We start from the raw sequence: 21,432 nt of genomic DNA, 5'->3' as shown, positions 1-21,432 counted from the left end.
ACCCCCGCCTTCGCGGGGGTGACGCGTCCTCTACGCCATCTTCTTCGCGAGCCACCGCATCAGCGCTCCGATCACCGGCAGCTTGGCGTAGAGCTCGTTCGCCGCATCCCAATAGTCACGGTGGTAGGACACGCGCCCGTCCGAGGCGAAGCGGACGTGCGACGAGCCGTGGATGGTCTGCACCACCTCGGGCTTGTACGACTTCATGCGGAACGTGAAGTCCCACACGAAGAACGCCGTGTCGCCCTGGTGCACCACCTCCAGGATCGTGAATCGCGGCTCGTGCAGCTGCACGAACATGTGGTCGAAGATCTTGCGGATCGCGGGCAACCCGCGCACCTCGTTGAACGGATCGCGAAAGTACGCGTCGTCGGTGTAGTACTCGCCGATGTGCGCCACGCGCTCGGGCGTGAGCTGCTCCCAGAAGGTCTTGAAGCCCTCGGTGTTGGCACTCATAGCCCCGTCATCTTGCGAATGGCGGGAAAGTAGAGCGAGTACGGCAGGTGGCGCATCAGCTTCAGCCAGCCCGTGAAGCGCTTCGGGAAGTGGATCTCGAAGTGCCCCTTCTCGAGCCCCTTCACGATCTCGCGCGCCGCTTCTTCGGGCTCGATCAGCGCCGGCATCTTGAACTCGTTGCCCGCCGTGAGCGGCGTGCGCACAAAGCCCGGATTCACCACGCAGACGCCGAGGCCCTTGTCGGAGAGATCCATGTACATCGTCTCGGCGAGGTTGATGATCGCGGCCTTCGTCGGGCCGTAGATGAGGCTCTTCGGCAGGCCGCGGAAGCCCGCGACGCTCGAAACGAGGCAGAGCGTTCCCGAGCGCTGCTTCATCATCAGCGGGATCACCGGCGCCAGGCCGTTCAGGTACCCCTGGATGTTGGTCTGGATCATCCGCCGCGCGACCTCGAGGTCCAGCTCGTAGGCGCGCATCGGCGCGTAGTCGCCCGCCATCAGCACGAAGAGGTCGAGGCCGCCCCAGCGCGCGACGATCTGCTGCGTGGCGGCGGCGAGCGCGGGCGCATCGTTGATGTCGAGCGGCAGCACCGCGACGTTGCCGCCGTGCTTCGCGGCCATCGCTTCCAGCGGCTCGCGCTTTCGCGCCGACACCGCGACCTTCGCACCCTTCGCGAGAAGATCCTCGGCCAGCGCGGCGCCGATGCCCGTCGAGGCGCCGACGATCCACACACGGCGATCTTTCCAGTTCCCAATCTTCGGATTCAACGCCATTGCTACCGCTCCCCTTGCTCCGGCGAAAGGCGCCCTCCGCAGATAAACACAGATAAACGCAGATGAAACCTTGCAGGGCCAAACCCAAAAAAGGGTTTATCTGCGTTTATCTGTGTTTATCTGCGGAGGACGCCGTTCGCCTTGGTCTTTTAGTCCCGCTTACGGAAGAAGAAAGAGACTTCCCCGAAACGAATCCCGAACTTCGAGAAGGAAGTCCGGTTCATCACCGTCCTCGCATCGAGCTGCCACATCCAGTCGTCCATATCGAGCTCGATCGTCCCGCCGCCGTCGCGCTTCGCGTCGAGCACGTATTGCCAGCGCAGCGCATTGCCCGCCGCCTCGCCCTTCGCCTCGCCCACCACGTCCGCGGCGGTGCCGGTATAGCGGTTGCCGTTCTTCTTGATCGTCCAGACGCGCGTCTCCTTCGTGCCGTCCGAGTTCGTGAAGCGCTCGTCGAAGGTGCCGGTGTCGCCGACCCAGGTGCACGTCATCTCGACGAACATGCGCTTGGTGATCTTGCCGGAGCGGTCCTGGATCGTGCCCCAGCCGTCGACCTTCCCGTTGAAGTACTCGCGCAGGTCGAAGGGTGGCTTCTCGGCGGCGTACTCGTTCACCGAGACCGAGCCGCAGGACGTGAGGATGAGGAACGCGAAGCAGGCGAACAGCGCACGGGTCATGGGCTTCTCCAGAGGGCGATTGCCGCCAGCGCCTTGAGGGCGCACGGCAGCAGCGCGTAGATGGCGGACAGCACGAACAGGGCCTCGGGCCCGTTGGCTGCCTTCGGAGCGTAACCGAACGCACCGAGGAGCGGGAGCGAAAGGCCGGCGGCGAGCGCGAGGTTCATCTTGGTCGCGAGATTCCACAGCCCGAAGTAGGCGCCCTCGCTTCGGCCGAGGCCATTGCGCTCATCGTCGTCGATCACGTCGGCGAGCAGCGAAGGCGGGAGTGCGAGATCCGCACCCAGTCCCAGCCCGGAGAGCACGCAGATCGCGAAGTACGCCGTGGTGTCGCCCGCGCCGAGCGAGTACGCCCACACGAACGCGAGGATCGAGACACCCATGCCCACGAGCCACGCCTTCTTCTTGCCGATGCGCCGGGCGAGCCACACCCAGCCCGGCAAGCCCGCGGCACCGGCGGCGAAGTACGCGATGAGGAAGACCGCCGTGAGCTGCGGGCGCTTCACCACGTCCTCGATGAAGAAGAGCACGAGCGTCGCGGGGATGGAAGCCGCGATGCCGTTCAGCATGAACACGAGGCCGAGGCGGCGGAAGCGCAGGTTTCGCATCGGCGTCGTGAACGCCGCGAAGATGCGTCCATCCACCGGCGGCGGCTTCACGAGCGCCGGCGGCGAAAGGAGGATCGCGATCGACGCGGCCGCGAGGCAGATCGGCACGAAGAACCACGTGAAGCGCGCGAAGCCCTCGCGGTCGCCCATCGCCTGCTTCAGCACCTCGGGCAGTGCCGCGGCGAGGAACACGCCCAACAGCGCGAAGCCCTCGCGCCACGCCGTCACGCGCGTGCGCTCGGAGACGTCGTCGGAAATCTCCGCGCCGTACGCCTGGTAGCTGATGGTGACGAGGCTGAACGCCGTGTAGACGATGACGAGGTTCGCGATCAGCCAGTAGCCGAGCTGCGACGCAGGCCACGCGGGCGGATTGAAGAGGCCCACCATGCCGAGCGCCATCAGCGGCGCGCCCGCCATCACGAACGCCCAACGCCCTCCGCGCTTGTCACGCCGCCGGTCGCTCCACCAGCCGAGCAGCGGATCCTGGATCGCATCGAGGAAGCGTGCCGCGAGCAGCAGCGCCCCCACGCTCGCGAGCGAGAGGCCCAGCGTATCGGCGTAGAAATGCGGCACGTGCACGTAGATCGGCAGCGCCGCCATGGCGAGGGGGAACCCGAGGAACCCGTAGGCGGCGAGGCGCGGGCTCGATGCGCGCGCCACGCGTCAGCGCTCGACGGCGAGCATCTTGGCGCGCAGCTTCGGCTCGCTCGTCTTCTCGTCGAGCCAGATACCGAAGAAGGCGCGCGCGAACTCCGGGTCTTCGACGGCGCCGAGGAACTTGTCCGCCGAGTAGAAGCGCGTTTCCTTGCCGGGCACGTGCACGCCGACGATGCGGTCGCCGGGGCGCAGGTCGGGGAAGACGCGGTCCATCTCGCCTTCCCAGCGCTTCAGCTTCGCTTCGTCCGTGTAGCCCAGGCCGCGCATCTCCTTGAGGCTCCGCTCGGTGAGCGCCTTGCCCTTGATGCTGATGGCGTAGCGGATCTCGAGCGCGAACGGCTCGGTGGGAACGAAGCCCGGGCCGCGGACCCAGAGGGAGGAGTCGTAGACGTGGATCGCGAGGAAACGCAGGCGGCCTTCGCCCAGTTCCTTCAATCCCGGGAACTCCTGGTTCACCTGCGCCGGCAGCGGCGGCGCTGCACTCGCTACGCTCGTGGAGAACACTACGGCGAAAAGCATCCTCCGCAGATAAACACAGATAAACGCAGATAAAGGCAACGGCAGCGTCATGGTTTTTCTCTTATCTGTTCATCGGCGTTTATCCCCGTTTATCTGCGGAGGGAGCCTTTCGCCTTAGTTCTTCGCCAGCTCCATCTGCACGACATCGATACGCCCGACGTCGAAGCCCGCCTCGCAATAGTGAAGGTAGAACCGCCAGATAGCGAGGAAAGCATCGTCGAACCCGAGCTTGCGGATCGCGCCCTCCTCGGAATCGATCGCCGTGCGCCAGCGGCGCAGCGTCTCCGCGTAGTCCGGCCCGAAGCGGAAAGGCTCCCGTGCCTCGAGCCCCGCGGCCTTCGCGAGCGCCGTGGCCCGCTCCACGGAGAAGAGCATGCCGCCGGGAAAGATGTACTCGCGGATGAAGTCGCTGGTCTTGCGGTACTGCTCGAACGCCGCCTCGTCGATGGTGATCGCCTGGATGCACGCGCGGCCGCCCGCCTTGAGCGAGCGCTGGATCGTGGCGAAGTACTCCGGCCAGTAGCGCTCGCCGACCGCTTCCACCATCTCGATCGACACGACGCGGTCGTACTGGCCGGCGAGGTCGCGATAGTCACAGAAGCGAAGGTGGACGAAAGCCTCGAGCCCCGCGGCCTGGATGCGGGCCTGCGCGTACTCGAGCTGCGCGCGCGAGATCGTGATGCCGGTCACGTGGCAGCCGCGCGTGCGGGCCGCGTATTCCGCGAAGCCGCCCCAGCCGCAGCCGATCTCCAGCACCTGGTGCGAAGCTTCCACCCCGAGCGTGGCGAGGATGCGCTCGTACTTCGCTTCCTGCGCCTCCTGCATCGTCCGCGCCTGCCCGGAGAAGACCGCGCTCGAGTACGTCATCGAGGGGTCGAGCCAGAGCTTGTAGAAGTCGTTGCCGAGGTCGTAGTGGGCGTGGATGTTCTTCTTGGCACCCGAACGCGTGTTCGCGCGCAGCGCATGCGCACAGCGGAGCATGAACGCGACGATGGGGTTGCCGTAGAACACGTCGGCCAGCGGCTTCTCGTTCCTCGCGCACAACATGAGGAAGGCCGTCATGTCGGGCGTTGCGAGGCGCCCATCGCGCCAGCATTCCGCGACGCCGATCTCGGACTTGCGAAGCAGTGTCGCGATGGCGCCCCAGTCCCGCAACACCACTTGCGCGTCCGGCCCATGCTCGCGCCCCTGGAAGGTGCGCGTCGAGCCGTCGGGCAGCTCGATGGAAAGGCGGCCGTATTGCAGGCGCTCGAGGATGCGGAACAGGCCCCGTGCCGCGATCGGCACGGATTCGTTAACGAAGGGAATCGGCTTGGCGCTCAACGGGTCGTCTCCTGGAGGGGCGGCTCGGGCTTTCTGAACCAGGGCACTCGCTTCGCCCAGAGGCGCAGCGCATGCCAGTGGATGCGTCCGATCACGAACAACGTCATGAAGGGATATGCAATAAATGTGCGGGCCAGCAGGCCCGTGGTGATCTCGCGCTCGTCGCCCGAGATCGAAGTCACCAGCAGGGGGCCGTCGCGGTCGTGGTAGTCGATGCGCGCGGTGTGGTGCTCGCCCCGCTCGGTGAAGCGGAAGCGGTAGTGGCCTTCGACCTCGCAGAACGGCGAGACGTGGAAGGCCTTGGCCGCGGTGAGCCAGTCGCCCGGCGCGATCGGCCGGCGGTCGCCATGCGCCACGAGGTAGTTGTGGTGCTCGCCGAAGGTGTTCGACACCTCGCAGATCACCGCGCGAAGCTGCCCCGCGCGATCGTGGCAGTACCAGATGCCGATCGGGTTGAACGCGTAGCCCAGCATGCGCGGGAACGCCTGCAGCACGATCTCGCCGTCGGCCTCGGCGACGTGGCCGTCCGCCAGGATCTTGCGCGCCCAGGTCTCGAGGGACGTGCCGTCGCGCGGACCGAAGTCGCGGCGCTTGAAGCTGAAGAGGTTGAAGCGGTCCACGCCGAAGAGCGGGCCGGCGAGAGCGTCGATCTGCGAAAGCGGGACGCGCAGGCAGAACACCGGATAGACGAAGCCGTGGTGCGCCGGGCGCTTGCGGAAATGGGCCACGCGCCCGAAGAGCAGCCGCGGGCTCACCACGCGGTCTCCGGGTCGAGCTTCTTCGCGACCTTGATCGCGGAGAGCAGGCCGTCCTCGTGGAAGCCGTAGCGCGTCCACGCGCCCGCGAACCAGGTGCGGCGCTCGCCCTGCAGCGACTCGACGCGCGCCTTGGCTTCGTCCGAGCCTTCGAGGAAGACGGGGTGGTGATAGTCGAACTCGTCCAGCACCAGTCGCGGATCGGGGGCGAACTTCGCGTCCTTCTGCGGGTTCATCGTCACCACCACGGGCGCCGTGAACGGGAGCGGCTGCAGCTTGTTGATGAGGTAGGACAGCGTCACCGGCTCGTCGGTGAGCTCGCGGCGCGGCGAGAAGAAATTCCAGGCCGCCCAGGCGCGCTTGCGGTTCGGAAGGACCTTCGCATCCGTGTGCAGCACCGCCTTGTTGGGCTGGTAGGGAATGGCCTCGAGCACCGAGCGCTCCTCGGGCGAGACGTGGGCAAGGATGCGCAGCGACTGGTCGGTGTGCGTGGCCATCACCACCTGGTCGTAGCGCTCCGTGCCGAGATCGGTGGAGACCGCGACACCTTGCGCGTCACGCGCCACGCGGCGCACGGCGCTGTTCAGGCGCACGTCGGGGAGCGTGGCCGCGATCTTGCGCACGTACTCGCGGGCGCCGCCGGCCACCGTGCGCCACTGCGGGCGGTTGGTCACCGCGAGCAGGCCGTGGTTGTGGCAGAAGGTGACGAAGGTCTGCAGCGGGAAGCGGTTCACCTGCGCCGAGGGCGTGGACCAGATGCACGCGGCCATCGGGTGGAGATAGAGCTGGCGCAGCTCGTGTCCATAGCCGCCCTCGTCGAGGAACTGCCCGAGCGTGCCCCGGATGGGCGTGCCCGCGGCGGCGAGGAGCGACGTCTGCTTGTTGAAGCGCATCAGGTCGCGAAGCATCCGCAGGAAGGACGGGCTCACGAGGTTCGAGGGCTGGGCGAAGACGGTGGCCAGGTTGTGGCCGGCCCATTCCAGCTCGCCCGCGCCGATGCGCACGGAGAAGGACATGTCCGACAGCGCGCTCGGCACGCGCAGGCGCTCGAAGAGGCGGATCAGGTTCGGGTAGGTGCGGTCGTTGTAGACCAGGAAGCCGGTATCCACCGGATGGGTGACCCCGCCGGCGGTCACGTCGACCGTATTGGTGTGCCCGCCCAGGTACGAGCCGGCTTCGTAAAGGGTGACGTGGTGTCGCGACGCGAGGAGCCAGGCACAAGCCAAGCCCGAAATGCCGGCGCCAACGACGGCGATCTTCTGCGATTGTGGGGGGGTCATACCGCTATTCGGGCCGTGAATCCGGCTTCTCTGGCTGAACGTAACATGAACGAAGCGTTTACGTGCGAGCCTAAGGGGTGGATGCGGGATGCGGTAACCTACCCGGGCAAGGCGAAAATCAGGGACGACAACAATGCTCTACACGGATCTTTTTACATCGTTCGAGAAGGCCCGCTGGGAGATGGCCAAGGACATCCCTTGGCACCAATTCGATGCGTCGCGCCTCTCCGACGAGCAGGCCCAGACCATCAAGATGAACGCCATCACCGAATGGTCGGCCCTGCCCGCCACGGAGATGTTCCTCCGGGACAACCAGGAGGACAGCGACTTCTCCGCCTTCATGTCGATCTGGTTCTACGAGGAGCAGAAGCACTCCCTCGTGCTGATCGAATACCTGCGCCGCTTCCGCCCGGAGCTGATGCCCACCGAGGCCGAGCTGCACGCCGTTCGCTTCCCGTTCGATCCCGCCCCCGCCCTCGAGACGCTGATGCTGCATTTCTGCGGCGAGATCCGCCTCACCCAGTGGTACCGGCGCGCCGCCGAATGGCACACCGAACCGGTGATCAAGCGCATCTACGAGACGCTCTCCGGGGACGAAGCGCGCCACGCCGGCGCCTACTTCAAGTACATGCGCCGCGCGATCGAGCGCATGGGCGACGAGGCCCGGGTGGCCTTCGCCAAGATCGGCGTGCTGATGGCCTCGGCCGCCCGCACCGGCAAGCCCCTGCACCCGACCAACCTGCACGTGAACAAGGGCATGTTCCCCGCGGACACGGTGCAGTCCAAGCTCCCCGATCCGGAGTGGCTCGAGCGCTGGCTCGACCAGCAGATCCAGTTCGGCAAGCTGCAGGAGGGCAAGGTGATCAACACGATCTTCGCCAAGCTCTCCACGCTCTACGACCGCACGATCGACAGCGCCAACGACTTGAACCGCTTCCGCAAGGAACTGATCGGCCGCCGCCCCGCGGCGGCTTGATCTTCGTCGAGATCATGCGGATCGACGCGCGACCGCCGGATTGAAAGGGGAGGAGGGGGAGGAAAAGCGGAGGAGGGAGAGGAAAGCATAAGTGGGATGGGTGCCTCAAGCATCGAACGTGACCGATCACCCTTGCCGCCATCCCTTTCCTGTTTTCCTCTCCCTCCTCCGCCTTTCCTCCCCCTCCTCCCCTTAAAAAACAGCGCGTCCATTTTCGTCCCCGCTTGCGACGGGAATCCCTCTCCGCATTGCCCTAGAATGTCGTCAATGACGGCGTTCGAATCCAAGCTCTGCTCCCCTGAAGACCTCCCCCGCCGCGCCGCGGCGCTGCCCCGCCCGCTCGTGTTCACGAACGGCGTGTTCGACATCCTCCACCGCGGTCACGTGACCTACCTCGCCGAAGCGCGGGCGCTGGGGGCCTCGCTGGTCCTCGCGCTGAATACCGATGCGTCGGTGCGCCGCCTCGGCAAGGGCGACGACCGCCCCGTGAACCCGCTCGAGGACCGCGCCGCCGTGGCCGCCGCGCTGGAGAGCGTGGCACTCGTCACGTGGTTCGACGAAGACACGCCGATCCAGCGCATCCTCGAATGCAAGCCCGACCGCCTGGTGAAGGGCGGCGACTGGGCCGTGGACAAGATCGTCGGCGGCCACGAGGTGATGGGCTGGGGCGGCACGGTCCACTCGATCGCCTTCCAGCACGACCGCTCCACGACCAAGCTCCTCGCCAAGGTCCGCTCCTGAAAGCTGCCGCATGAACGATCTCGCCCACCTTCCCAGCGGCCTTGCCGATCGCCTGCGCGCCATCGTGGGCGATGCGGGGCTGGTCACCGACGCCCATGCGCGCGAGCCCTTCGAGACCGACTGGCGCGGCCAGTACCACGGCAAGGCGGCGCTGGTGGTGAAGCCCGCGTCCACCGCGGAAGTCGCGGCGGTCGTGAAGGCGCTCTCCGATGCGCGCGTCGCCATCGTCCCGCAGGGCGGCAACACGAGCATGTGCGGCGGCGCCACGCCCGACGAGTCGGGCACCCAGGTGATCGTGAACCTCTCGCGCATGAACAAGGTGCGCGCGGTCGACGCCGCCAACAACACGATGACGGTGGAGGCCGGCTGCGTGCTGGCCGAGTTGCAGCGCGTCGCCGCCGGCGCCGATCGTCTCTTTCCCCTTTCGCTGGGCGCCGAGGGGAGCTGCGAGATCGGCGGCAATCTCTCGACCAACGCCGGCGGCACCGGCGTGCTGCGCTACGGCAACACGCGCGAGCTGGTGCTGGGCCTCGAAGTCGTACTGCCCGATGGGCGCGTGTGGAACGGCCTGCGTGGCCTGCGCAAGGACAACACCGGCTACGACTTGAAACACCTCTTCGTCGGCGCCGAGGGCACGCTGGGCATCATCACCGCCGCGGTGCTCAAGCTCTTTCCGCGACCGCGCGCGATGGCCACCGCCATGGCCGCGATCGACGGACCGGAACAAGCCGTCACGCTGCTGGGCAAGCTCCGCGAAGCGTGCGGCGACCGCATCACCGCCTTCGAGTACCTGCCGCGCATCTGCGTCGACCTCGTGCTGAAGCACATCCCCAACACGCGCGACCCGCTCTCCGAGCCCTATCCGGCCTACGTGCTGGTCGAGCTCTCGGACAACGCGGACGCCGCCACCGCCAACGCCACGCTGGAAGAGGCGCTCGGCAGCGCCGTCGAGGAAGGCCTCGTACGCGACGCCGCGCTGGCCTCCAGCGACGCGCAACGCCTCGCCCTCTGGGGCCTGCGCGAGAACATCTCGGAAGCGCAGAAGCAGGACGGCGTCTCGATCAAGCACGACGTGGCCGTGCCCGTCTCGCGCGTGCCGGAGCTCTACGCCCTGGCCGGAAAGGCGCTCGCCGAGAAGTATCCCGACATCCGCATCGTCGCCTTCGGCCACGTGGGCGACGGCAACATCCACTACAACTGCTCGAAATCGGAGCGCCAGGCCGCGGAGGAATTCTTCCGCCAGGCCGCCGACGTGAACCACATCGTCTACGACGTGGTGCAGTCCCTCGGCGGCTCCATCAGCGCCGAGCACGGCCTGGGGCAGCTGAAGCGCGACGAGATCAAGCGCTACAAGGATCCGCTGGAGCTGGAGCTCATGCGCAACATCAAGAAGACGCTCGATCCCCACGGCATCATGAATCCCGGGAAGGTGCTTTGATGACGACCGAACGCAGCAGCAACATCTCGCAGGACGACCAGGTCTTCTTCGACCTCGTCACGCGCTTCATCAACGAAGCGAACAAGATGAACGACGAGAAGCACCACCGCTCGCGCGTCTCCGCCGCGCTGCTCTTCGCCGCGGCGCGCTACAACGCGTTCACGTGGATGCACCGGGGCGACGACAACAACCCCGGCCAGACCGCGGACGAGGCGGAGAAGTTCTTCGCGGCGCACTACCGGTCGATGTTCCTCGAGAACGTGGAGTTCCTGAAGGCGCGGGCGGACTAGTCGCTTCCGCAACCGCCCCCGCCACCGCAGCCTCCCCCGCCACCGCCTCCGCCGCCGCCACAGCACCCGCCGCTGCTGGCGCCGCTGCAGCACCCGCCGCTTCCCGAAGAGCCGCTGCCGGCGGAACCGCCGCACCCCCCGCCCGCCCCGCTGCCGTCGCGGCCTTTCCGCTCGAGGCTGTCCCGCGCCGTCTCGAGCGAGGCGAGGGTCTCCTCGTCGTGCAGGTACCCATCCTCGACACGCAGCTCCCGGTCCATCGCGAAGAGCAGCGGTACCGCTCCGACGGTCGCCCACGCGGCGGCACCGGGCAGGGGCTTGCGCAACTGGTGCAGCGTGTTCGCGAGCGCATCGCGCATCGGCGTGGCCATCACGCCCTCGGGAGCGTGGTGCAGGTAGCTGCCGAAGGCCTGGCGGCAGAAGGCCTGGTAGTCGCGCGTCATCAGGATGAAGTCGTGCCACGCGTCGTCGACGGCGCGCGAGGGCATGCCGACCGAGGGCGCGATCGATCCGCGCTGTGCAGCGAGGCACGCGAGGAAGTATTGGCGGAGGCCCTCGAAGACCTTGCGGACTTCGAGCAGGCCGAGGGACGGATGTGCCTCGCTGTATTTGCGCATGAGCGCCGCGGGGAACCGGTACGCGGCGATGAACCGGGCGCGTTGGGCGCGTTGCTGGCCCTGCAGATGCCGCGAGAGCCAGAAGAGCGAGGCGAAGAGGACGATCAGTACGGCGAAGATGCTGACGATTGCGAACATGGTTTTCTCCTGAGTCTTGTTTTTGTTTTCGTTCTTGTTCTTGTTGTTGTCTTTCACGGCCACGATAGCCCGCCGCCGGGCCGGGCGGAAGGTGAAAAATGGACAGCGTGGGCGGCGTCCGGGAAGGGATGAATTCCCCCGCCCGGGGCCCGTGACACCCGTAATTCCCGGCCGGCGGGCGTTCCGGCTATCCTAGGTTCACGACGCCGGGTTCCCGGCGCGCCAGAACAACGAGCCGCACCCCGTCCTCGCAGTGGAAACGTCCCTCCCGGCGCACCTAGGAGCAGACGTTGCCGTGACTCCCGTCCATACCCCGACCGACATCCTCTGGGTGTTGCTCTCGGCCTGCCTCGTCGTTGCGATGCAGGCGGGGTTCACCTGCGTGGAATCCGGGCTGGTGCGCGCCAAGAACTCGATCAACGTCGCGTTCAAGAACCTCATCGACTTCTGCATCTCCTGCGCGCTCTTCGCGGTGCTGGGCTTCGGCATGATGTTCGGCCCGTCGTGGGGCGGCTGGATCGGCTGGGATCCCAACGCGATCATCGAGAAGCCGAGCAACTGGGTGATGGCGTTCTTCTTCTTCCAGGCGGCGTTCTGCGGCACGGCCACGACCATCGTCTCCGGTGCCGTGGCCGAGCGCATGCGCTTCTCGGCCTACTGCGCCACCGCGGTCCTCACCTCGCTGCTGATCTATCCCGTCTCGGGCCACTGGGCGTGGGGTGGAGCGCTCGACGGGCAGGTCACCGGCTGGCTCGGGAAGATGGGCTTCATCGATTTCGCCGGCTCCACCGTGGTCCATTCGGTGGGCGGCTGGGTCTCGCTCGCGGCGATCCTGCTGATGGGTCCGCGGGTCGGCCGCTTCGGCCCCGGCGGCCGCGCGATCGAGGGCTACAACATCCCCATGGCCACGCTCGGCGTCTTCCTGCTGTGGGTGAGCTGGTTCGGCTTCAACGGCGGCTCGACTCTCGCATTGGACGAGCGCGTGCCCGGCATCATCGTGAACACCATGCTCGCGGGCGCCACGGGTGGGCTGGCCGCGCTGGCGCTCGCCTGGGCGATGCTTCGCCGCCCGGTGGTCGACCGGACGATGAACGGCGTCCTCGCGGGGCTGGTCGCGATCACGGCGAATTGCCACGTGGTCACGGCGCCCTCGGCGCTCGTCATCGGCGCCGTGGGCGGTATCGTGTGCGTGCTCGGCATGTCGCTGCTGGACCGCCTGAAGATCGACGACGCGGTGGGCGCCGTGCCGGTCCACCTCTTCGCGGGCATCTGGGGCACGATGGCCGTCGCCCTCTTCGCACACGACGGCGCATGGCTCCCGGGCCTCACGCGCTGGGACCTCTTCCTCGTGCAGCTGACCGGCGTGCTCTCCATCGGCGCCTACGCCTTCGTCGCCTCGTATGCGAGCTTCGCGCTGATCAACCTCGTACTCAGGCTTCGCGTCACCGCCGCCGAGGAACGCATCGGCCTCAACATCGCCGAGCACGGCGCCGGCTCCTCGGTGCTGGACCTCATCGTGCAGATGAACCACCAGGCGCGCGAGGGCGACTTCTCGCGCCGCGTGGACGTCGAGCCCGAGACCGAGGCGGCGCGGATCGCGATGTTCTACAACGGCGTGCTGGACAAATTCCAGGTGGAGAACGACCGCCACAAGATGGCGCTGAAGAAGGTGGCCCACCTCGCCAACTACGACACGCTCACGGGGCTGGGGAACCGGCGCCTCTGCTTCGAGGCGATCAAGCGGGCGCTCGCCCGCTCCGCGCGCACCGGCAAGATGGCCGCCGTCTTCTACGTGGACCTGGACAACTTCAAGGGCATCAACGACCGCTTCGGCCACGACGCGGGCGACCAGGTGCTGCGCGAGGTCGCGAAGCGGATGTCGCGCACCGTGCGCGACACGGACATCGTCGCCCGCCTCGGCGGCGACGAATTCGCGCTGGTGCTGGAGGATCTGGAGGATGCCGAGCAAACCCGCATCGTCGCGAAGAAGCTGCTCGCCGCCCTGGCCGAGCCGATCGCGCTATCGAACGGGGAAGTGCTGGTGACCGCCTCGATCGGCATGGCCTTCGTCGAGCCGGGCGATACGGAAGACGCGAGCGCCGTGCTGCAGCGCGCGGACCACGCGATGTACACGGCGAAGATCGGCGGCAAGGGTGCCGCGCGGTCGCACGGCGAAGGGCACGACGACTTCGTTCCCTCGCTCTGAACTACACAGTCGAGGAGGGCGAGGGGGTCGGTCGGTCTTTTGTCCTTCGGCACCCGGATCTGGCGGATCGTGGACTAGGCGGGTGGATGCATCGTGTCGATGTCACTTGCTACGGCTGCAGACGTGACATTGACGACCGTTTCACTTGGCCGCACTCCGACACGAACGGTTCATTCGCCAGTCCTCTCGCCGAACGAAAAAAGCCCGACGCGACCCCCTGCCCTCCGCGGCCAGCATCGTCGAGAGCAGCGGATCGAGGCACGTCGATGGGCCTCCGATGTTCGATCCAGTGCCCTGATTCCAGCTCGGTCGTGGAGGGCAGGGGGTCGCGTAGGACTTTTTTCTCGCGAGGGAGACCTGGCGGAATGGACCGTTCGCGTCGGAGTGGGGCGAAATGAACCGGTCGTGGATGCTCCGCCTGCAACCTGCGCAAGCGACATCAACACAAATCCCTATCCCGAGTAGTCCACGATCCGCCAAGGTCTACCCGCGACGAAAAAAGGCCTACCGCCCCCCTCGCCCTCCTCTCCTGTTGCATCGGGAGCAACAGCAGAAGGCCGTCAGGCGCGGACGGCGGCCTGCGAGCTCTCGCGCCAGCGCGTGGCCTGGTGGCGCACCACGTCGGAGAGCGACTTCGATTCCGAGAACCGCTCGCGCAACCACTTCGCGCCGTTCACCTCGGAGCGCACGCGGTTGCGCATCGTGTCGAGTGCCTCCCACGTGTTCATTTCGCGGGCGAGCCCTTCGAGGCGCGTGATGGTGGCCACCACGTCATCGCGCAGCATCACGTGCGAGCGTTCGCCCGCGAGCGGGTCGGCGATCTGCGCCTGGTAGCCGAAACGCGAAGCCTGGAAGCGGTTGTAGCCATAGACGAGGTACAGCGGTGCGATTGCGTCGGTGCGGCGGTTGCGCAGGAGGTCCGCGGAGAGCGTCTGCGCATAGGCGGCCAACTGCGCGGCCTCCTCCACCGTGAGCGGCGTGTCGCAGATGCGGATCTCCACCGTGCCGTACTCGGGCTTGGGCCGGATGTCCCAGTAGAAGTCCTTCATGCTGGAGACGATGCCGAAGCCGGCCATCGAGTCGAAGTAGCGGTTGAACTCGGCCCACGTGGTGCACTCGGGCATGTGGCCCGCGAGCGGGAATGCCGACACGGCGTGCAGGCGCGAGGTCTCGAAGTGCGTGTCCTCGCCCTGGTAGTAGGGCGACGCCGCCGAGAGCGCGATGAAGTGCGGGATGTAGCGCGCGAGATGATGCGTGAGGTACACCGCGTCGTCGCCGCTCGTGACCCCGATGTGGATGTGCTGGCCGAACACCGTGAACTGCTTGGCGAGGTAGCCGTAGAGCTGCGAGACGCGCTGGAAACGCTCCGTGTCGAAGATGCGCCGCTCGCTCCACGTGTGGAACGGGTGCGCTCCGCCGCCCGCGATGGCGAGGTTCAGCTTGCCCGCCTCGGTGACGATGGCGTCGCGAGTCTGGCGCAGCTCCGCGAGCAGCTCCGGATAGTTGCGGTGCACGGCGCTGTTCACCTCGATCATGCTCTCGGTGATCTCGGGCTTCACTTCGCCCGGGTGCTCCACCTTCTCGAGGCGGTTCAGCAGGTCGCTGGCGCCGCGGGTGAGGTTGAAGTCGCGCGTGTTGAGCACCATCAGCTCCAGCTCTACGCCGAAGGTGAGGGCCTCGGACTGCCTGAAGTCGAGCGGCATGGCCAGGCCTCCTTAGGTTGGGGTGGACGCGGGCGTGGGCGGCGCGCTGGGCGGCTCGGGTGCGCTCGAGACGGGCTGCGCTTCCGGGGCGGCCTCGCCGGCGAAGCGGAAGCCCCACTGCACGGCGATCGGCCCGAGGAATTCCATCACGATCACGCCGGCGAGCACGATCGCGCCGAGCTCGGCGAACTGCGGATAGACCTGCGCCACGTCGTGCTGCAGCAGGAGTGCCAGGCCCGACATCGGAAGCAGCGTCGCGCCGAGCGCGGCGGCCTGCCGCCAGCGAAGACCGCCCAGCTGTGCGAACGCGAACACGCCAACGAACTTGCCCAAGGCCCGCGCACCGATGAAGGCGAGCGCAGCCCAGCCCGCGGTCTCGAAGGACGTGATGGGGAGGCTCGCGCCGGCGATCACGAACAGCACGATGTAGAAGAGGCGGCTGCCGCGGCCCAGGTCCACGGTGAGGAGGTCGTGGCGGCCCTCGTCGTTGCGCGAGAAGAGGCCGAAGGCGAGGAGCGCCAGGATCACGGAGAGCTTGAGCGTTTGCGCGAGACCCACCGCGGCGACCACGAGGCCCACGATCAGCGTGAAGTGAAGCTCCGGCGAACGGTCGAGCTGGCGTGCGAGCAGGCGTGCGAACGTCGAGAGGATGCCGCCGACCAGCACGGACCCGAGGAACAGATAGAGCGGGTGCAGCACCACCGTCTCCAGCTCCAGGCCCGAGTCGTAGTGCGCGGAGGCCAGCAGGATGGTGACGAGGATGGAGGCGATGAGGCTGTTCAGCGCCGTGAGGTTCAGTGCTCTCTCGGTGACCTGGCCTTCGGCGCGTTGGTCCTGCACCGCGAGCAGCACGACCGCGGGCGAGGTAGCCATGGCGATGGCCGCGGCGATGGCCGAGGGCAGCGGCGGGAAGTCGAGCGCCATCAGCGCGCCCAGCACGAGCCCGAAGGTGATGAACGCCTCGGCCGCGCCCTTGGCGGCGAGCGTCCAGTCGCGCTTCATCCACGCGAGGTCCATGCGCCGGCCGAGATCGAACAGCACGAGGCCCAATGCGATGTCCACGAAGATGCGCGTGTGGTCGAGAAGCGGGGCCATGCCGATGTAGTCGGCGATCGGGGCGATCGCGAAACCGACGATCACATAGCCGATGACGCGCGGCAGGCCGAGGCGGCGCGCGGCTTCGCCGCCCAGCATGCCGGCGACGAGCAGGATGCCGAACAGCAGCGGGTAGCCAAGCGTCGGCGGAAACGCCGGAAGGAACGTGGGATCCATAATGGCTGGGGTTGTAGCCCTCTGGTTTTCGTTCCCGTATTTTCCAAAGGAACGTGTTACAGGGATGTAGGACCGCGCCGACACCGGGCGGTTCGCTAGAATGCGCCATGGCCCCCCGCTTCTTCCAGAACGTGATCGCCCTCGTCTATGACTTCGACGGGACGCTCTCGCCCCAGCCCATGCAGGAGTACACGGTGCTGCCCAAGATCGGCGTGGACCCTCCCGCGTTCTGGGCGCAGGTGAACCGCGAGGCGCGCGAGACGCAGAGTGACCCGATGCTGGTCTACATGCGCCACATCCTCGAGGCCCTGGAGCGCGCGCAGGTGGACGTGAAGCGCAAGGACTTCGAGCGCATGGCGCGTGCCATCAAGTACTTCCCCGGCGTCGAGGGCTGGTTCACGCGCATGAACGCGTACGTGGCGAAGAAGAGCGGCGGCGGCGTGAAGCTCCAGCACTACCTCATCTCCGCCGGCCAGCGCGAGATCCTCGACGGTGCCTCGATCCGCAAGCACTTCAAGCAGATCTACGCCTCGGAGTACCACTTCAACCACCACGGCATCGCCACGTTCCCGAAGATCCTCGTCACCGACACGATGAAGACGCAGTTCCTCTTCCGCATCAACAAGGGGAAGGAGTCGATCACCGAGTCGATCAACGAGCACATGGACGAAGCCGAGCGCCCGATCCCGTTCCAGAACATGGTGTACGTTGGCGACGGCATGACCGACGTGCCCTCGATGGCGCTCACGAAGAAGAGCGGCGGCCACACGGTCGCGGTGTACGACCGGCGGTCTTCGAAGGGCAAGGCCACGTGCGTGAAGCTGATGCATGCCGGGCGCGCGGACTTCATCGCCGAGGCGGACTATCGGCGCGGCAGCAAGCTCTCGAAGCGCGTGGAGCTGCTGCTCGATGCGATCGTGGCCGACGTCGCATATCGGCGCGAAGCGCATGCGGTGCGGCGCGAGAACCAGCCCCGTTGATGACATCGCTTGCCGCACCTTTGACCTTCCTCCCCTTCCGATGAGCGCCCTCACGTTCCAGGCGCTGCGCCGCCTCGCCGACGGCCGGTTCCATTCGGGCGAGGCGATGGCGCGCGAGCTGGGCCGGTCGCGGGCGACGTTGTCCGAAGCGCTGAAGCACGCGGGCGATCTCGGCGTGGAGCTCTTCAGCGTTCCGGGGCGCGGCTACAAGCTCGCGGAGCCGATCGAGTTTCTCGATGTCGCGAGTGTCTCCACGATGATGGGGGCTTCGGCTTCGCGCGTGTCGCTCGAGATCGTGGATGAGGTGGACTCGACTTCGTCGCGGTTGCTCGCGATGGCTGCGTCTGGTGCCCCCGCCGGCACGTGCCTCGCCGCGGAATGGCAGAGCGCGGGGCGTGGGCGTCGTGGGCGCGCGTGGGTGGGCGGGCTCGGCGGGTCGTTGATGTTTTCGCTGTTGTGGCGCTTCGATCGCGGCGTCACGCACCTCGCGGGGCTGTCGCTCGCCGTGGGGCTCGCCGTCACGCGGGCGCTGCGGCAGTGCGGCGTGGAGCGCGCGCAGGTGAAATGGCCCAACGATGTCGTCGTGGATTTCCGCAAGGTCGGCGGAATTCTCATCGAGACGTCGGGCGAGATGCAGGGGCCGAGCGTCGCGGTGGTCGGCGTGGGCCTCAACTACCGCCTCGGCGACCAGCTCGAGAAGATCGACCAGCCCGCCGTCGATGTCGCGGGCTGCGCCTCGCCCGTGCCTTCGCGCAACCTCGTGCTCGCGCGGACGCTCGCGGAGCTCGCGGGCGTGCTCGAGGCCTTCGAGGCCGGCGGCTTTGCGCCGCTGCGATCCGAGTGGCGGTCGCTCCATGCGTACGAGGGCCGGCGCGTGCGCGTGATGCCGCCCAACGAGGCCGCCTACGAGGCGGATGTGGTCGATGTGGGCGAGGATGGGACGCTCGTCGTCTCCGCGGGCGGCCGCTCGGTGCGGCTCTCGTCGGCGGAGCTCGCGGCGATCCGCCCGGCGGGCCGATGAGCACCGAGATCCCCATCCTCGCGATCGATGCGGGCAACACGCGCATCAAATGGGGCCTGCACGAGGGTGGGCACTGGCGCGCTCGCGGCGTGCTGCCGACGGCCGATGCGCCGAACATCGGGTTGCAATGGATCGCGGCGCCGACGGGGACGAGCGCGGTGGCGTCCAACGTGGCGGGGCCCGCGGTGGCGGAACACTTGGCGAACGCGGCGGCCGAGCGCGGCATCGACCTGCAGATCATCGTGACGCCGGCTTCGCAGCTCGGTGTCACCAACGGCTATCGGAACCCGGGGCAGCTCGGCACGGATCGCTGGGCGGCGCTGGTGGCGGCGCATCGCGCGATGCCGGGGGACAAGCTGGTCGTGAACGTGGGGACGGCGCTCACCATCGATGCTCTCGCGGGCGATGGTCGCTTCCTCGGTGGCCTGATCGTCCCGGGGCCTGCTCTCATGCGGCGATCGCTCGACCATGGCACGGCGGCGCTGCGCCTGGTCGACGGGATGTTCGAGCCGTTTCCTTCGAGCACGCCCAACGCGATCACCACCGGGGCGATCCAGGCTTGCGTGGGTGCGATCGAGCGCGTGAGGGGCGACATGGTCGCGCAGGGCGTGCCGCCGATGGGCCTGCTGCTCTCCGGCGGCGGGGCGCTCGAGATTGCCGCGCACCTTCCCATGCCGGCGACGTTCAACGAGAATCTGGTCCTCGACGGCCTCGTGGCCATGGCCCTTCCCCGCTGATGTCGCGCCTGCTCTTCTTCGTCCTGCTCATCGCGTGTCTCGCCTTCGGGGCTCACGTCTATCTCACGCAACCGCCCGAGCAGCCGGACTTCGCCAACCGCGAGCGCAATCCCGGCGAGGTGAAGCTCGTGGCCGTGACGCCGCCGCTGGTCGCCGCGCGCAAGGCCGAGGAGACGCGCGAGACGGTGGCGCGCCTGACCGGTGCGGCCTGCGTGGAATTCGCGGGTGTTGCCGCCACCGACCTTCCCAAGGCTCGCGAGGCCTTCGCGGCGTTCAAGCTCGGCGACCGCCTGGTGGAGCGCCGCGTGGAGGACATCACGCGCCACTGGGTCTACCTGCCGCCCGCCAAGGACCGCAAGACCGCGGAGACCACCATCGCCGACCTTCGCAAGAAAGGCGTGGCCGACATCTCGATCCGGCCCGACAACGCCGTTTCGTTGGGCGTCTTCTCCACCGAGGACGCCGCGCGCCGCTTCCTCTCCACCATGGACGCCAAGGGCGTGAAGGGCGCGCAATCGGGCCCCTTCTCCAAGGAGCTGCGCGAGGTCACCTTCCTCGTCCGCGAGCCCGACACCGAGCTCGTCGCCCGCCTCGCCGTCCTCCAGCGCGACTACCCCGGCGCCCTGATGAGGGCAGTGACCTGCCCCACCCAATAAAGGGGTCAGACCACTTTATTGCTTGGTACGCGGACTAGAAAAGAGGGTCAGACCCTTTTTCCAGCTTCTTTCTTCGTCCCCGCCGTCCCGGTCGCAGCGATGCACCACAACGCGCTTCCAAACGCCTGCAGAATTCGTCGCTGCCCAAGGGGTGGCCGAGACGAGACGCGGCACGGATCTCATCGATGAGCGAGGGTGACAGGGGCGTTTCGAACAATGCCCCGTAGACTGAACGACGCGTGCTGCCATCTTCTCCAAGCGCGACGTACTCCTCGTGCTCCTGGATCAAAAGGTCGCTCCGATCTCCGGCATTGTGATGGTAGCTGGACCAATGGAACTGGTCCGGCCTCTGAACCATCCCCGCTCGCACTGGGTTCAATTCAATGTATCTGTGGCACGCGAAGAAATAGCGGTCGACGCTGACCCAGCTTGATCGATATCGGCCATCCCACAACGGTCCTGTCCTCTCATACCGACGATTCACATAGGGCACGTAACGTCGTCCGAGATGCTGGACCGTGCGCGCGAAGCTCGCCGGGCCACCCGGCGTCGCCAACAGATGCACGTGATTCGACATCAGTACGTAGGCATGCACGCGAACGTCGTGCTTCTCACAACCCTCACGCAAGTACGTCAGGAATCTGGAGCGATCGCCATCGACCGAGAATATGTCCTGCCTGTCGACGCCGCGGACAGTGACGTGACAAGGAATTCCTTCGACGAAGTGACGGAGCTGACGAGACATCCCTCCACAACGATCAGGAAGGAAAATCGTCTACAAGAATTAGGGTCTGACCCTAATTTCCGAGAAAAAGGGTCTGACCCTAATTCTTGAGGAAGCGGATGTCGCCGTAGAAGGCTTCGACCGAGACGCCGGTGTTGTCGGAGTCGGACATGATGCCGACGGACTTCACGCGCGGAGGATCTTCGCCGAAGGCGCGGCGGTAGTCCTCGAAGACGTTCACTTTCTTGTCGTGCCACTGCGAGAGGTCGAGGCGGGAGTTGCCGGCGATGACCATCTTCACGCGCGTCGAGTTGTAGTGCGTGACGATCTCGCCCTCGGGACGGTTGGGCTCCCAGATGTACATCAGCGTCGCGTAGGGAAGCGGATTGCCGGTCAACGCCTTGGCGAGGTCGTAGTTGAGCTTCTCGTCGTCGGGGAGCTGCTCGCGCGTGCCTTCGAACGTGAAGACCACGCGGGCCGGCGCGTCGGCATGGGCGGGCTGCGAGTTGTCCGCGTCCGCGATCAACCGCGGCACCTTCCAGCGCCACTCGGCGAGCGGGAACTCCCGAAGGTCCACCGAGACGGGCTGGTTCAGCCCCGAAGCGGAGCTCGATGCGACGGCATGCACCACGTTCGTGCCGCCTTCGGGTACGAGCGCGTATTTGGTGAGGGGCTTGAAGCGCAGGAGCCGGTAGATGTTCCAGCCCTCGGGCAATCCCTCGAGCACGGCGGAGGCCGAGAACAACGAGGGGAAGCGCGTTTCGCCTGAAGGAAGAAGCGATGGCGCGGACGAGCACGCCGCAACCGCGAGGAGGAAAACCAGGAACCCGTGCGCTGGGCGAATCATCTTATCGGTTATGCTGACGCCGAAGGACAAGGCGCCGCCAG

22 protein-coding genes are annotated in these 21,432 nt (G+C 67.0%); 9 read left to right on the top strand and 13 right to left on the bottom strand.

Annotated features, from left to right (window positions below; genetic code table 11):
- Nucleotides 1-30: 30 nt before the first annotated feature.
- The 8 genes from DSM104443_RS03360 to DSM104443_RS03325 all read right to left on the bottom strand — a co-directional run bounded on the left by DSM104443_RS03360 (nucleotide 31) and on the right by DSM104443_RS03325 (nucleotide 7,048).
- Nucleotides 31-456, bottom strand: a complete 426-nt coding sequence (locus DSM104443_RS03360; RefSeq protein ID WP_171089443.1) for a nuclear transport factor 2 family protein — start codon at nucleotides 454-456, stop codon at nucleotides 31-33.
- Complete coding sequence (locus DSM104443_RS03355; protein WP_171089441.1) at nucleotides 453-1,229, bottom strand: SDR family NAD(P)-dependent oxidoreductase; 777 nt, start codon at nucleotides 1,227-1,229, stop codon at nucleotides 453-455. Before DSM104443_RS03355 ends, DSM104443_RS03360 begins: the two co-directional genes overlap by 4 nt.
- Nucleotides 1,230-1,378: 149 nt before the next feature.
- Nucleotides 1,379-1,906 carry a DUF3833 domain-containing protein gene (locus tag DSM104443_RS03350; RefSeq protein ID WP_171089439.1) on the bottom strand — a complete coding sequence of 176 codons (528 nt, stop codon included), beginning with the start codon at nucleotides 1,904-1,906 and terminating at the stop codon, nucleotides 1,379-1,381.
- Nucleotides 1,903-3,174: an MFS transporter gene (locus DSM104443_RS03345; RefSeq protein WP_212756919.1), complete on the bottom strand. Its 1,272-nt coding sequence runs from the start codon at nucleotides 3,172-3,174 to the stop codon at nucleotides 1,903-1,905. Before DSM104443_RS03345 ends, DSM104443_RS03350 begins: the two co-directional genes overlap by 4 nt.
- Before the next feature lie 3 nt (nucleotides 3,175-3,177).
- Nucleotides 3,178-3,690 carry a chalcone isomerase family protein gene (locus tag DSM104443_RS03340; RefSeq protein ID WP_171089438.1) on the bottom strand — a complete coding sequence of 171 codons (513 nt, stop codon included), beginning with the start codon at nucleotides 3,688-3,690 and terminating at the stop codon, nucleotides 3,178-3,180.
- A 114-nt stretch (nucleotides 3,691-3,804) separates the two neighbouring features.
- Nucleotides 3,805-5,013 carry an SAM-dependent methyltransferase gene (locus tag DSM104443_RS03335; protein WP_171089436.1) on the bottom strand — a complete coding sequence of 403 codons (1,209 nt, stop codon included), beginning with the start codon at nucleotides 5,011-5,013 and terminating at the stop codon, nucleotides 3,805-3,807.
- A complete protein-coding gene (locus tag DSM104443_RS03330) occupies nucleotides 5,010-5,768 on the bottom strand; it encodes a DUF1365 domain-containing protein (protein WP_246232482.1) in 759 nt (252 codons plus the stop codon). The genes DSM104443_RS03335 and DSM104443_RS03330 overlap by 4 nt, the downstream gene beginning before the upstream one ends.
- Nucleotides 5,765-7,048 carry an NAD(P)/FAD-dependent oxidoreductase gene (locus DSM104443_RS03325; RefSeq protein WP_171089431.1) on the bottom strand — a complete coding sequence of 428 codons (1,284 nt, stop codon included), beginning with the start codon at nucleotides 7,046-7,048 and terminating at the stop codon, nucleotides 5,765-5,767. Before DSM104443_RS03325 ends, DSM104443_RS03330 begins: the two co-directional genes overlap by 4 nt.
- Before the next feature lie 133 nt (nucleotides 7,049-7,181).
- Between DSM104443_RS03325 and DSM104443_RS03320 the strand changes: the two genes are divergently transcribed.
- The 4 genes from DSM104443_RS03320 (at nucleotide 7,182) to DSM104443_RS03305 (ending at nucleotide 10,493) form a co-directional block, all read left to right on the top strand.
- A complete protein-coding gene (locus DSM104443_RS03320; RefSeq protein WP_171089430.1) occupies nucleotides 7,182-8,024 on the top strand; it encodes a ferritin family protein in 843 nt (280 codons plus the stop codon).
- A 258-nt stretch (nucleotides 8,025-8,282) separates the two neighbouring features.
- A complete protein-coding gene (locus DSM104443_RS03315) occupies nucleotides 8,283-8,765 on the top strand; it encodes an adenylyltransferase/cytidyltransferase family protein (RefSeq protein ID WP_171089428.1) in 483 nt (160 codons plus the stop codon).
- 10 nt (nucleotides 8,766-8,775) lie between these two features.
- A complete protein-coding gene (locus DSM104443_RS03310; protein ID WP_171089427.1) occupies nucleotides 8,776-10,203 on the top strand; it encodes an FAD-binding oxidoreductase in 1,428 nt (475 codons plus the stop codon).
- A complete protein-coding gene (locus DSM104443_RS03305) occupies nucleotides 10,203-10,493 on the top strand; it encodes a DUF3144 domain-containing protein (RefSeq protein WP_171089424.1) in 291 nt (96 codons plus the stop codon). Before DSM104443_RS03310 ends, DSM104443_RS03305 begins: the two co-directional genes overlap by 1 nt.
- Here DSM104443_RS03305 and DSM104443_RS03300 read toward each other — a convergent pair.
- Entirely contained in the window at nucleotides 10,490-11,245 is a 756-nt protein-coding gene (locus DSM104443_RS03300) for a glycine-rich domain-containing protein (RefSeq protein WP_171089422.1), read from the bottom strand. The two genes, DSM104443_RS03305 and DSM104443_RS03300, sit on opposite strands and share 4 nt — an antisense overlap.
- 295 nt (nucleotides 11,246-11,540) lie before the next feature.
- Between DSM104443_RS03300 and amt the strand changes: the two genes are divergently transcribed.
- A complete protein-coding gene (gene amt, locus DSM104443_RS03295; protein WP_171089420.1) occupies nucleotides 11,541-13,451 on the top strand; it encodes an ammonium transporter in 1,911 nt (636 codons plus the stop codon).
- 560 nt (nucleotides 13,452-14,011) lie between these two features.
- On the opposite strand, the gene DSM104443_RS03290 is transcribed toward amt, so the two are convergent.
- Together DSM104443_RS03290 and DSM104443_RS03285 are read right to left on the bottom strand one after the other, a co-directional pair.
- Nucleotides 14,012-15,154, bottom strand: coding sequence for a YbdK family carboxylate-amine ligase (locus DSM104443_RS03290; protein ID WP_171089417.1), 1,143 nt, complete (start codon nucleotides 15,152-15,154; stop codon nucleotides 14,012-14,014).
- Between the two features lie 12 nt (nucleotides 15,155-15,166).
- On the bottom strand, nucleotides 15,167-16,426 hold the full coding sequence (locus tag DSM104443_RS03285; RefSeq protein ID WP_171089415.1) for a cation:proton antiporter: 1,260 nt from the start codon (nucleotides 16,424-16,426) through the stop codon (nucleotides 15,167-15,169).
- Between the two features lie 107 nt (nucleotides 16,427-16,533).
- Here DSM104443_RS03285 and DSM104443_RS03280 point away from each other — a divergent pair, with 107 nt between their 5' ends.
- Genes DSM104443_RS03280 through DSM104443_RS03265 form a run of 4 tightly spaced genes read left to right on the top strand, consistent with a single transcriptional unit; the run spans nucleotide 16,534 to nucleotide 19,820 of the window.
- Nucleotides 16,534-17,406: an HAD family hydrolase gene (locus DSM104443_RS03280; protein ID WP_171089413.1), complete on the top strand. Its 873-nt coding sequence runs from the start codon at nucleotides 16,534-16,536 to the stop codon at nucleotides 17,404-17,406.
- A 40-nt stretch (nucleotides 17,407-17,446) separates the two neighbouring features.
- Nucleotides 17,447-18,427 carry a biotin--[acetyl-CoA-carboxylase] ligase gene (locus tag DSM104443_RS03275; RefSeq protein WP_171089411.1) on the top strand — a complete coding sequence of 327 codons (981 nt, stop codon included), beginning with the start codon at nucleotides 17,447-17,449 and terminating at the stop codon, nucleotides 18,425-18,427.
- Nucleotides 18,424-19,164 carry a type III pantothenate kinase gene (locus DSM104443_RS03270; protein WP_171089409.1) on the top strand — a complete coding sequence of 247 codons (741 nt, stop codon included), beginning with the start codon at nucleotides 18,424-18,426 and terminating at the stop codon, nucleotides 19,162-19,164. The genes DSM104443_RS03275 and DSM104443_RS03270 overlap by 4 nt, the downstream gene beginning before the upstream one ends.
- On the top strand, nucleotides 19,164-19,820 hold the full coding sequence (locus DSM104443_RS03265; protein WP_171089407.1) for an SPOR domain-containing protein: 657 nt from the start codon (nucleotides 19,164-19,166) through the stop codon (nucleotides 19,818-19,820). Before DSM104443_RS03270 ends, DSM104443_RS03265 begins: the two co-directional genes overlap by 1 nt.
- Nucleotides 19,821-19,854: 34 nt before the next feature.
- Here the strand turns inward: DSM104443_RS03265 and DSM104443_RS22140 are convergent, their stop codons facing one another.
- The gene (locus tag DSM104443_RS22140; protein WP_171089406.1) at nucleotides 19,855-20,565 is read right to left on the bottom strand and encodes a transposase; all 711 of its coding nucleotides are present in this window, start codon (nucleotides 20,563-20,565) and stop codon (nucleotides 19,855-19,857) included.
- Nucleotides 20,566-20,644: 79 nt separating this feature from the next.
- Nucleotides 20,645-21,289 carry a DUF3047 domain-containing protein gene (locus DSM104443_RS03255; protein ID WP_171089405.1) on the bottom strand — a complete coding sequence of 215 codons (645 nt, stop codon included), beginning with the start codon at nucleotides 21,287-21,289 and terminating at the stop codon, nucleotides 20,645-20,647.
- Nucleotides 21,290-21,432 lie beyond the last annotated feature (143 nt).

Source organism: Usitatibacter rugosus (genome assembly GCF_013003965.1).
In the GTDB taxonomy this organism is placed as follows: Bacteria; Pseudomonadota; Gammaproteobacteria; order Burkholderiales; family Usitatibacteraceae; genus Usitatibacter; species Usitatibacter rugosus.
The sequence above is the reverse complement of the archived record's forward strand: the minus strand, read 5'-3'. Positions and strand labels throughout refer to the sequence as shown.

What these genes read in the sequence shown, in the direction of transcription:
- DSM104443_RS03285 (WP_171089415.1), bottom strand. Translation starts at nt 16,426, where the DNA reads ATGGATCCCACGTTCCTTCCGGCGTTTCCGCCGACGCTTGGCTACCCG.
- DSM104443_RS22140 (WP_171089406.1), bottom strand. Translation starts at nt 20,565, where the DNA reads ATGTCTCGTCAGCTCCGTCACTTCGTCGAAGGAATTCCTTGTCACGTC.
- DSM104443_RS03360 (WP_171089443.1), bottom strand. Translation starts at nt 456, where the DNA reads ATGAGTGCCAACACCGAGGGCTTCAAGACCTTCTGGGAGCAGCTCACG.
- DSM104443_RS03270 (WP_171089409.1), top strand. Translation starts at nt 18,424, where the DNA reads ATGAGCACCGAGATCCCCATCCTCGCGATCGATGCGGGCAACACGCGC.
- DSM104443_RS03315 (WP_171089428.1), top strand. Translation starts at nt 8,283, where the DNA reads ATGTCGTCAATGACGGCGTTCGAATCCAAGCTCTGCTCCCCTGAAGAC.
- DSM104443_RS03325 (WP_171089431.1), bottom strand. Translation starts at nt 7,048, where the DNA reads ATGACCCCCCCACAATCGCAGAAGATCGCCGTCGTTGGCGCCGGCATT.
- DSM104443_RS03275 (WP_171089411.1), top strand. Translation starts at nt 17,447, where the DNA reads ATGAGCGCCCTCACGTTCCAGGCGCTGCGCCGCCTCGCCGACGGCCGG.
- DSM104443_RS03350 (WP_171089439.1), bottom strand. Translation starts at nt 1,906, where the DNA reads ATGACCCGTGCGCTGTTCGCCTGCTTCGCGTTCCTCATCCTCACGTCC.
- DSM104443_RS03355 (WP_171089441.1), bottom strand. Translation starts at nt 1,229, where the DNA reads ATGGCGTTGAATCCGAAGATTGGGAACTGGAAAGATCGCCGTGTGTGG.
- DSM104443_RS03280 (WP_171089413.1), top strand. Translation starts at nt 16,534, where the DNA reads ATGGCCCCCCGCTTCTTCCAGAACGTGATCGCCCTCGTCTATGACTTC.
- DSM104443_RS03320 (WP_171089430.1), top strand. Translation starts at nt 7,182, where the DNA reads ATGCTCTACACGGATCTTTTTACATCGTTCGAGAAGGCCCGCTGGGAG.
- DSM104443_RS03310 (WP_171089427.1), top strand. Translation starts at nt 8,776, where the DNA reads ATGAACGATCTCGCCCACCTTCCCAGCGGCCTTGCCGATCGCCTGCGC.
- DSM104443_RS03340 (WP_171089438.1), bottom strand. Translation starts at nt 3,690, where the DNA reads ATGCTTTTCGCCGTAGTGTTCTCCACGAGCGTAGCGAGTGCAGCGCCG.
- DSM104443_RS03290 (WP_171089417.1), bottom strand. Translation starts at nt 15,154, where the DNA reads ATGCCGCTCGACTTCAGGCAGTCCGAGGCCCTCACCTTCGGCGTAGAG.
- DSM104443_RS03265 (WP_171089407.1), top strand. Translation starts at nt 19,164, where the DNA reads ATGTCGCGCCTGCTCTTCTTCGTCCTGCTCATCGCGTGTCTCGCCTTC.
- DSM104443_RS03305 (WP_171089424.1), top strand. Translation starts at nt 10,203, where the DNA reads ATGACGACCGAACGCAGCAGCAACATCTCGCAGGACGACCAGGTCTTC.
- DSM104443_RS03300 (WP_171089422.1), bottom strand. Translation starts at nt 11,245, where the DNA reads ATGTTCGCAATCGTCAGCATCTTCGCCGTACTGATCGTCCTCTTCGCC.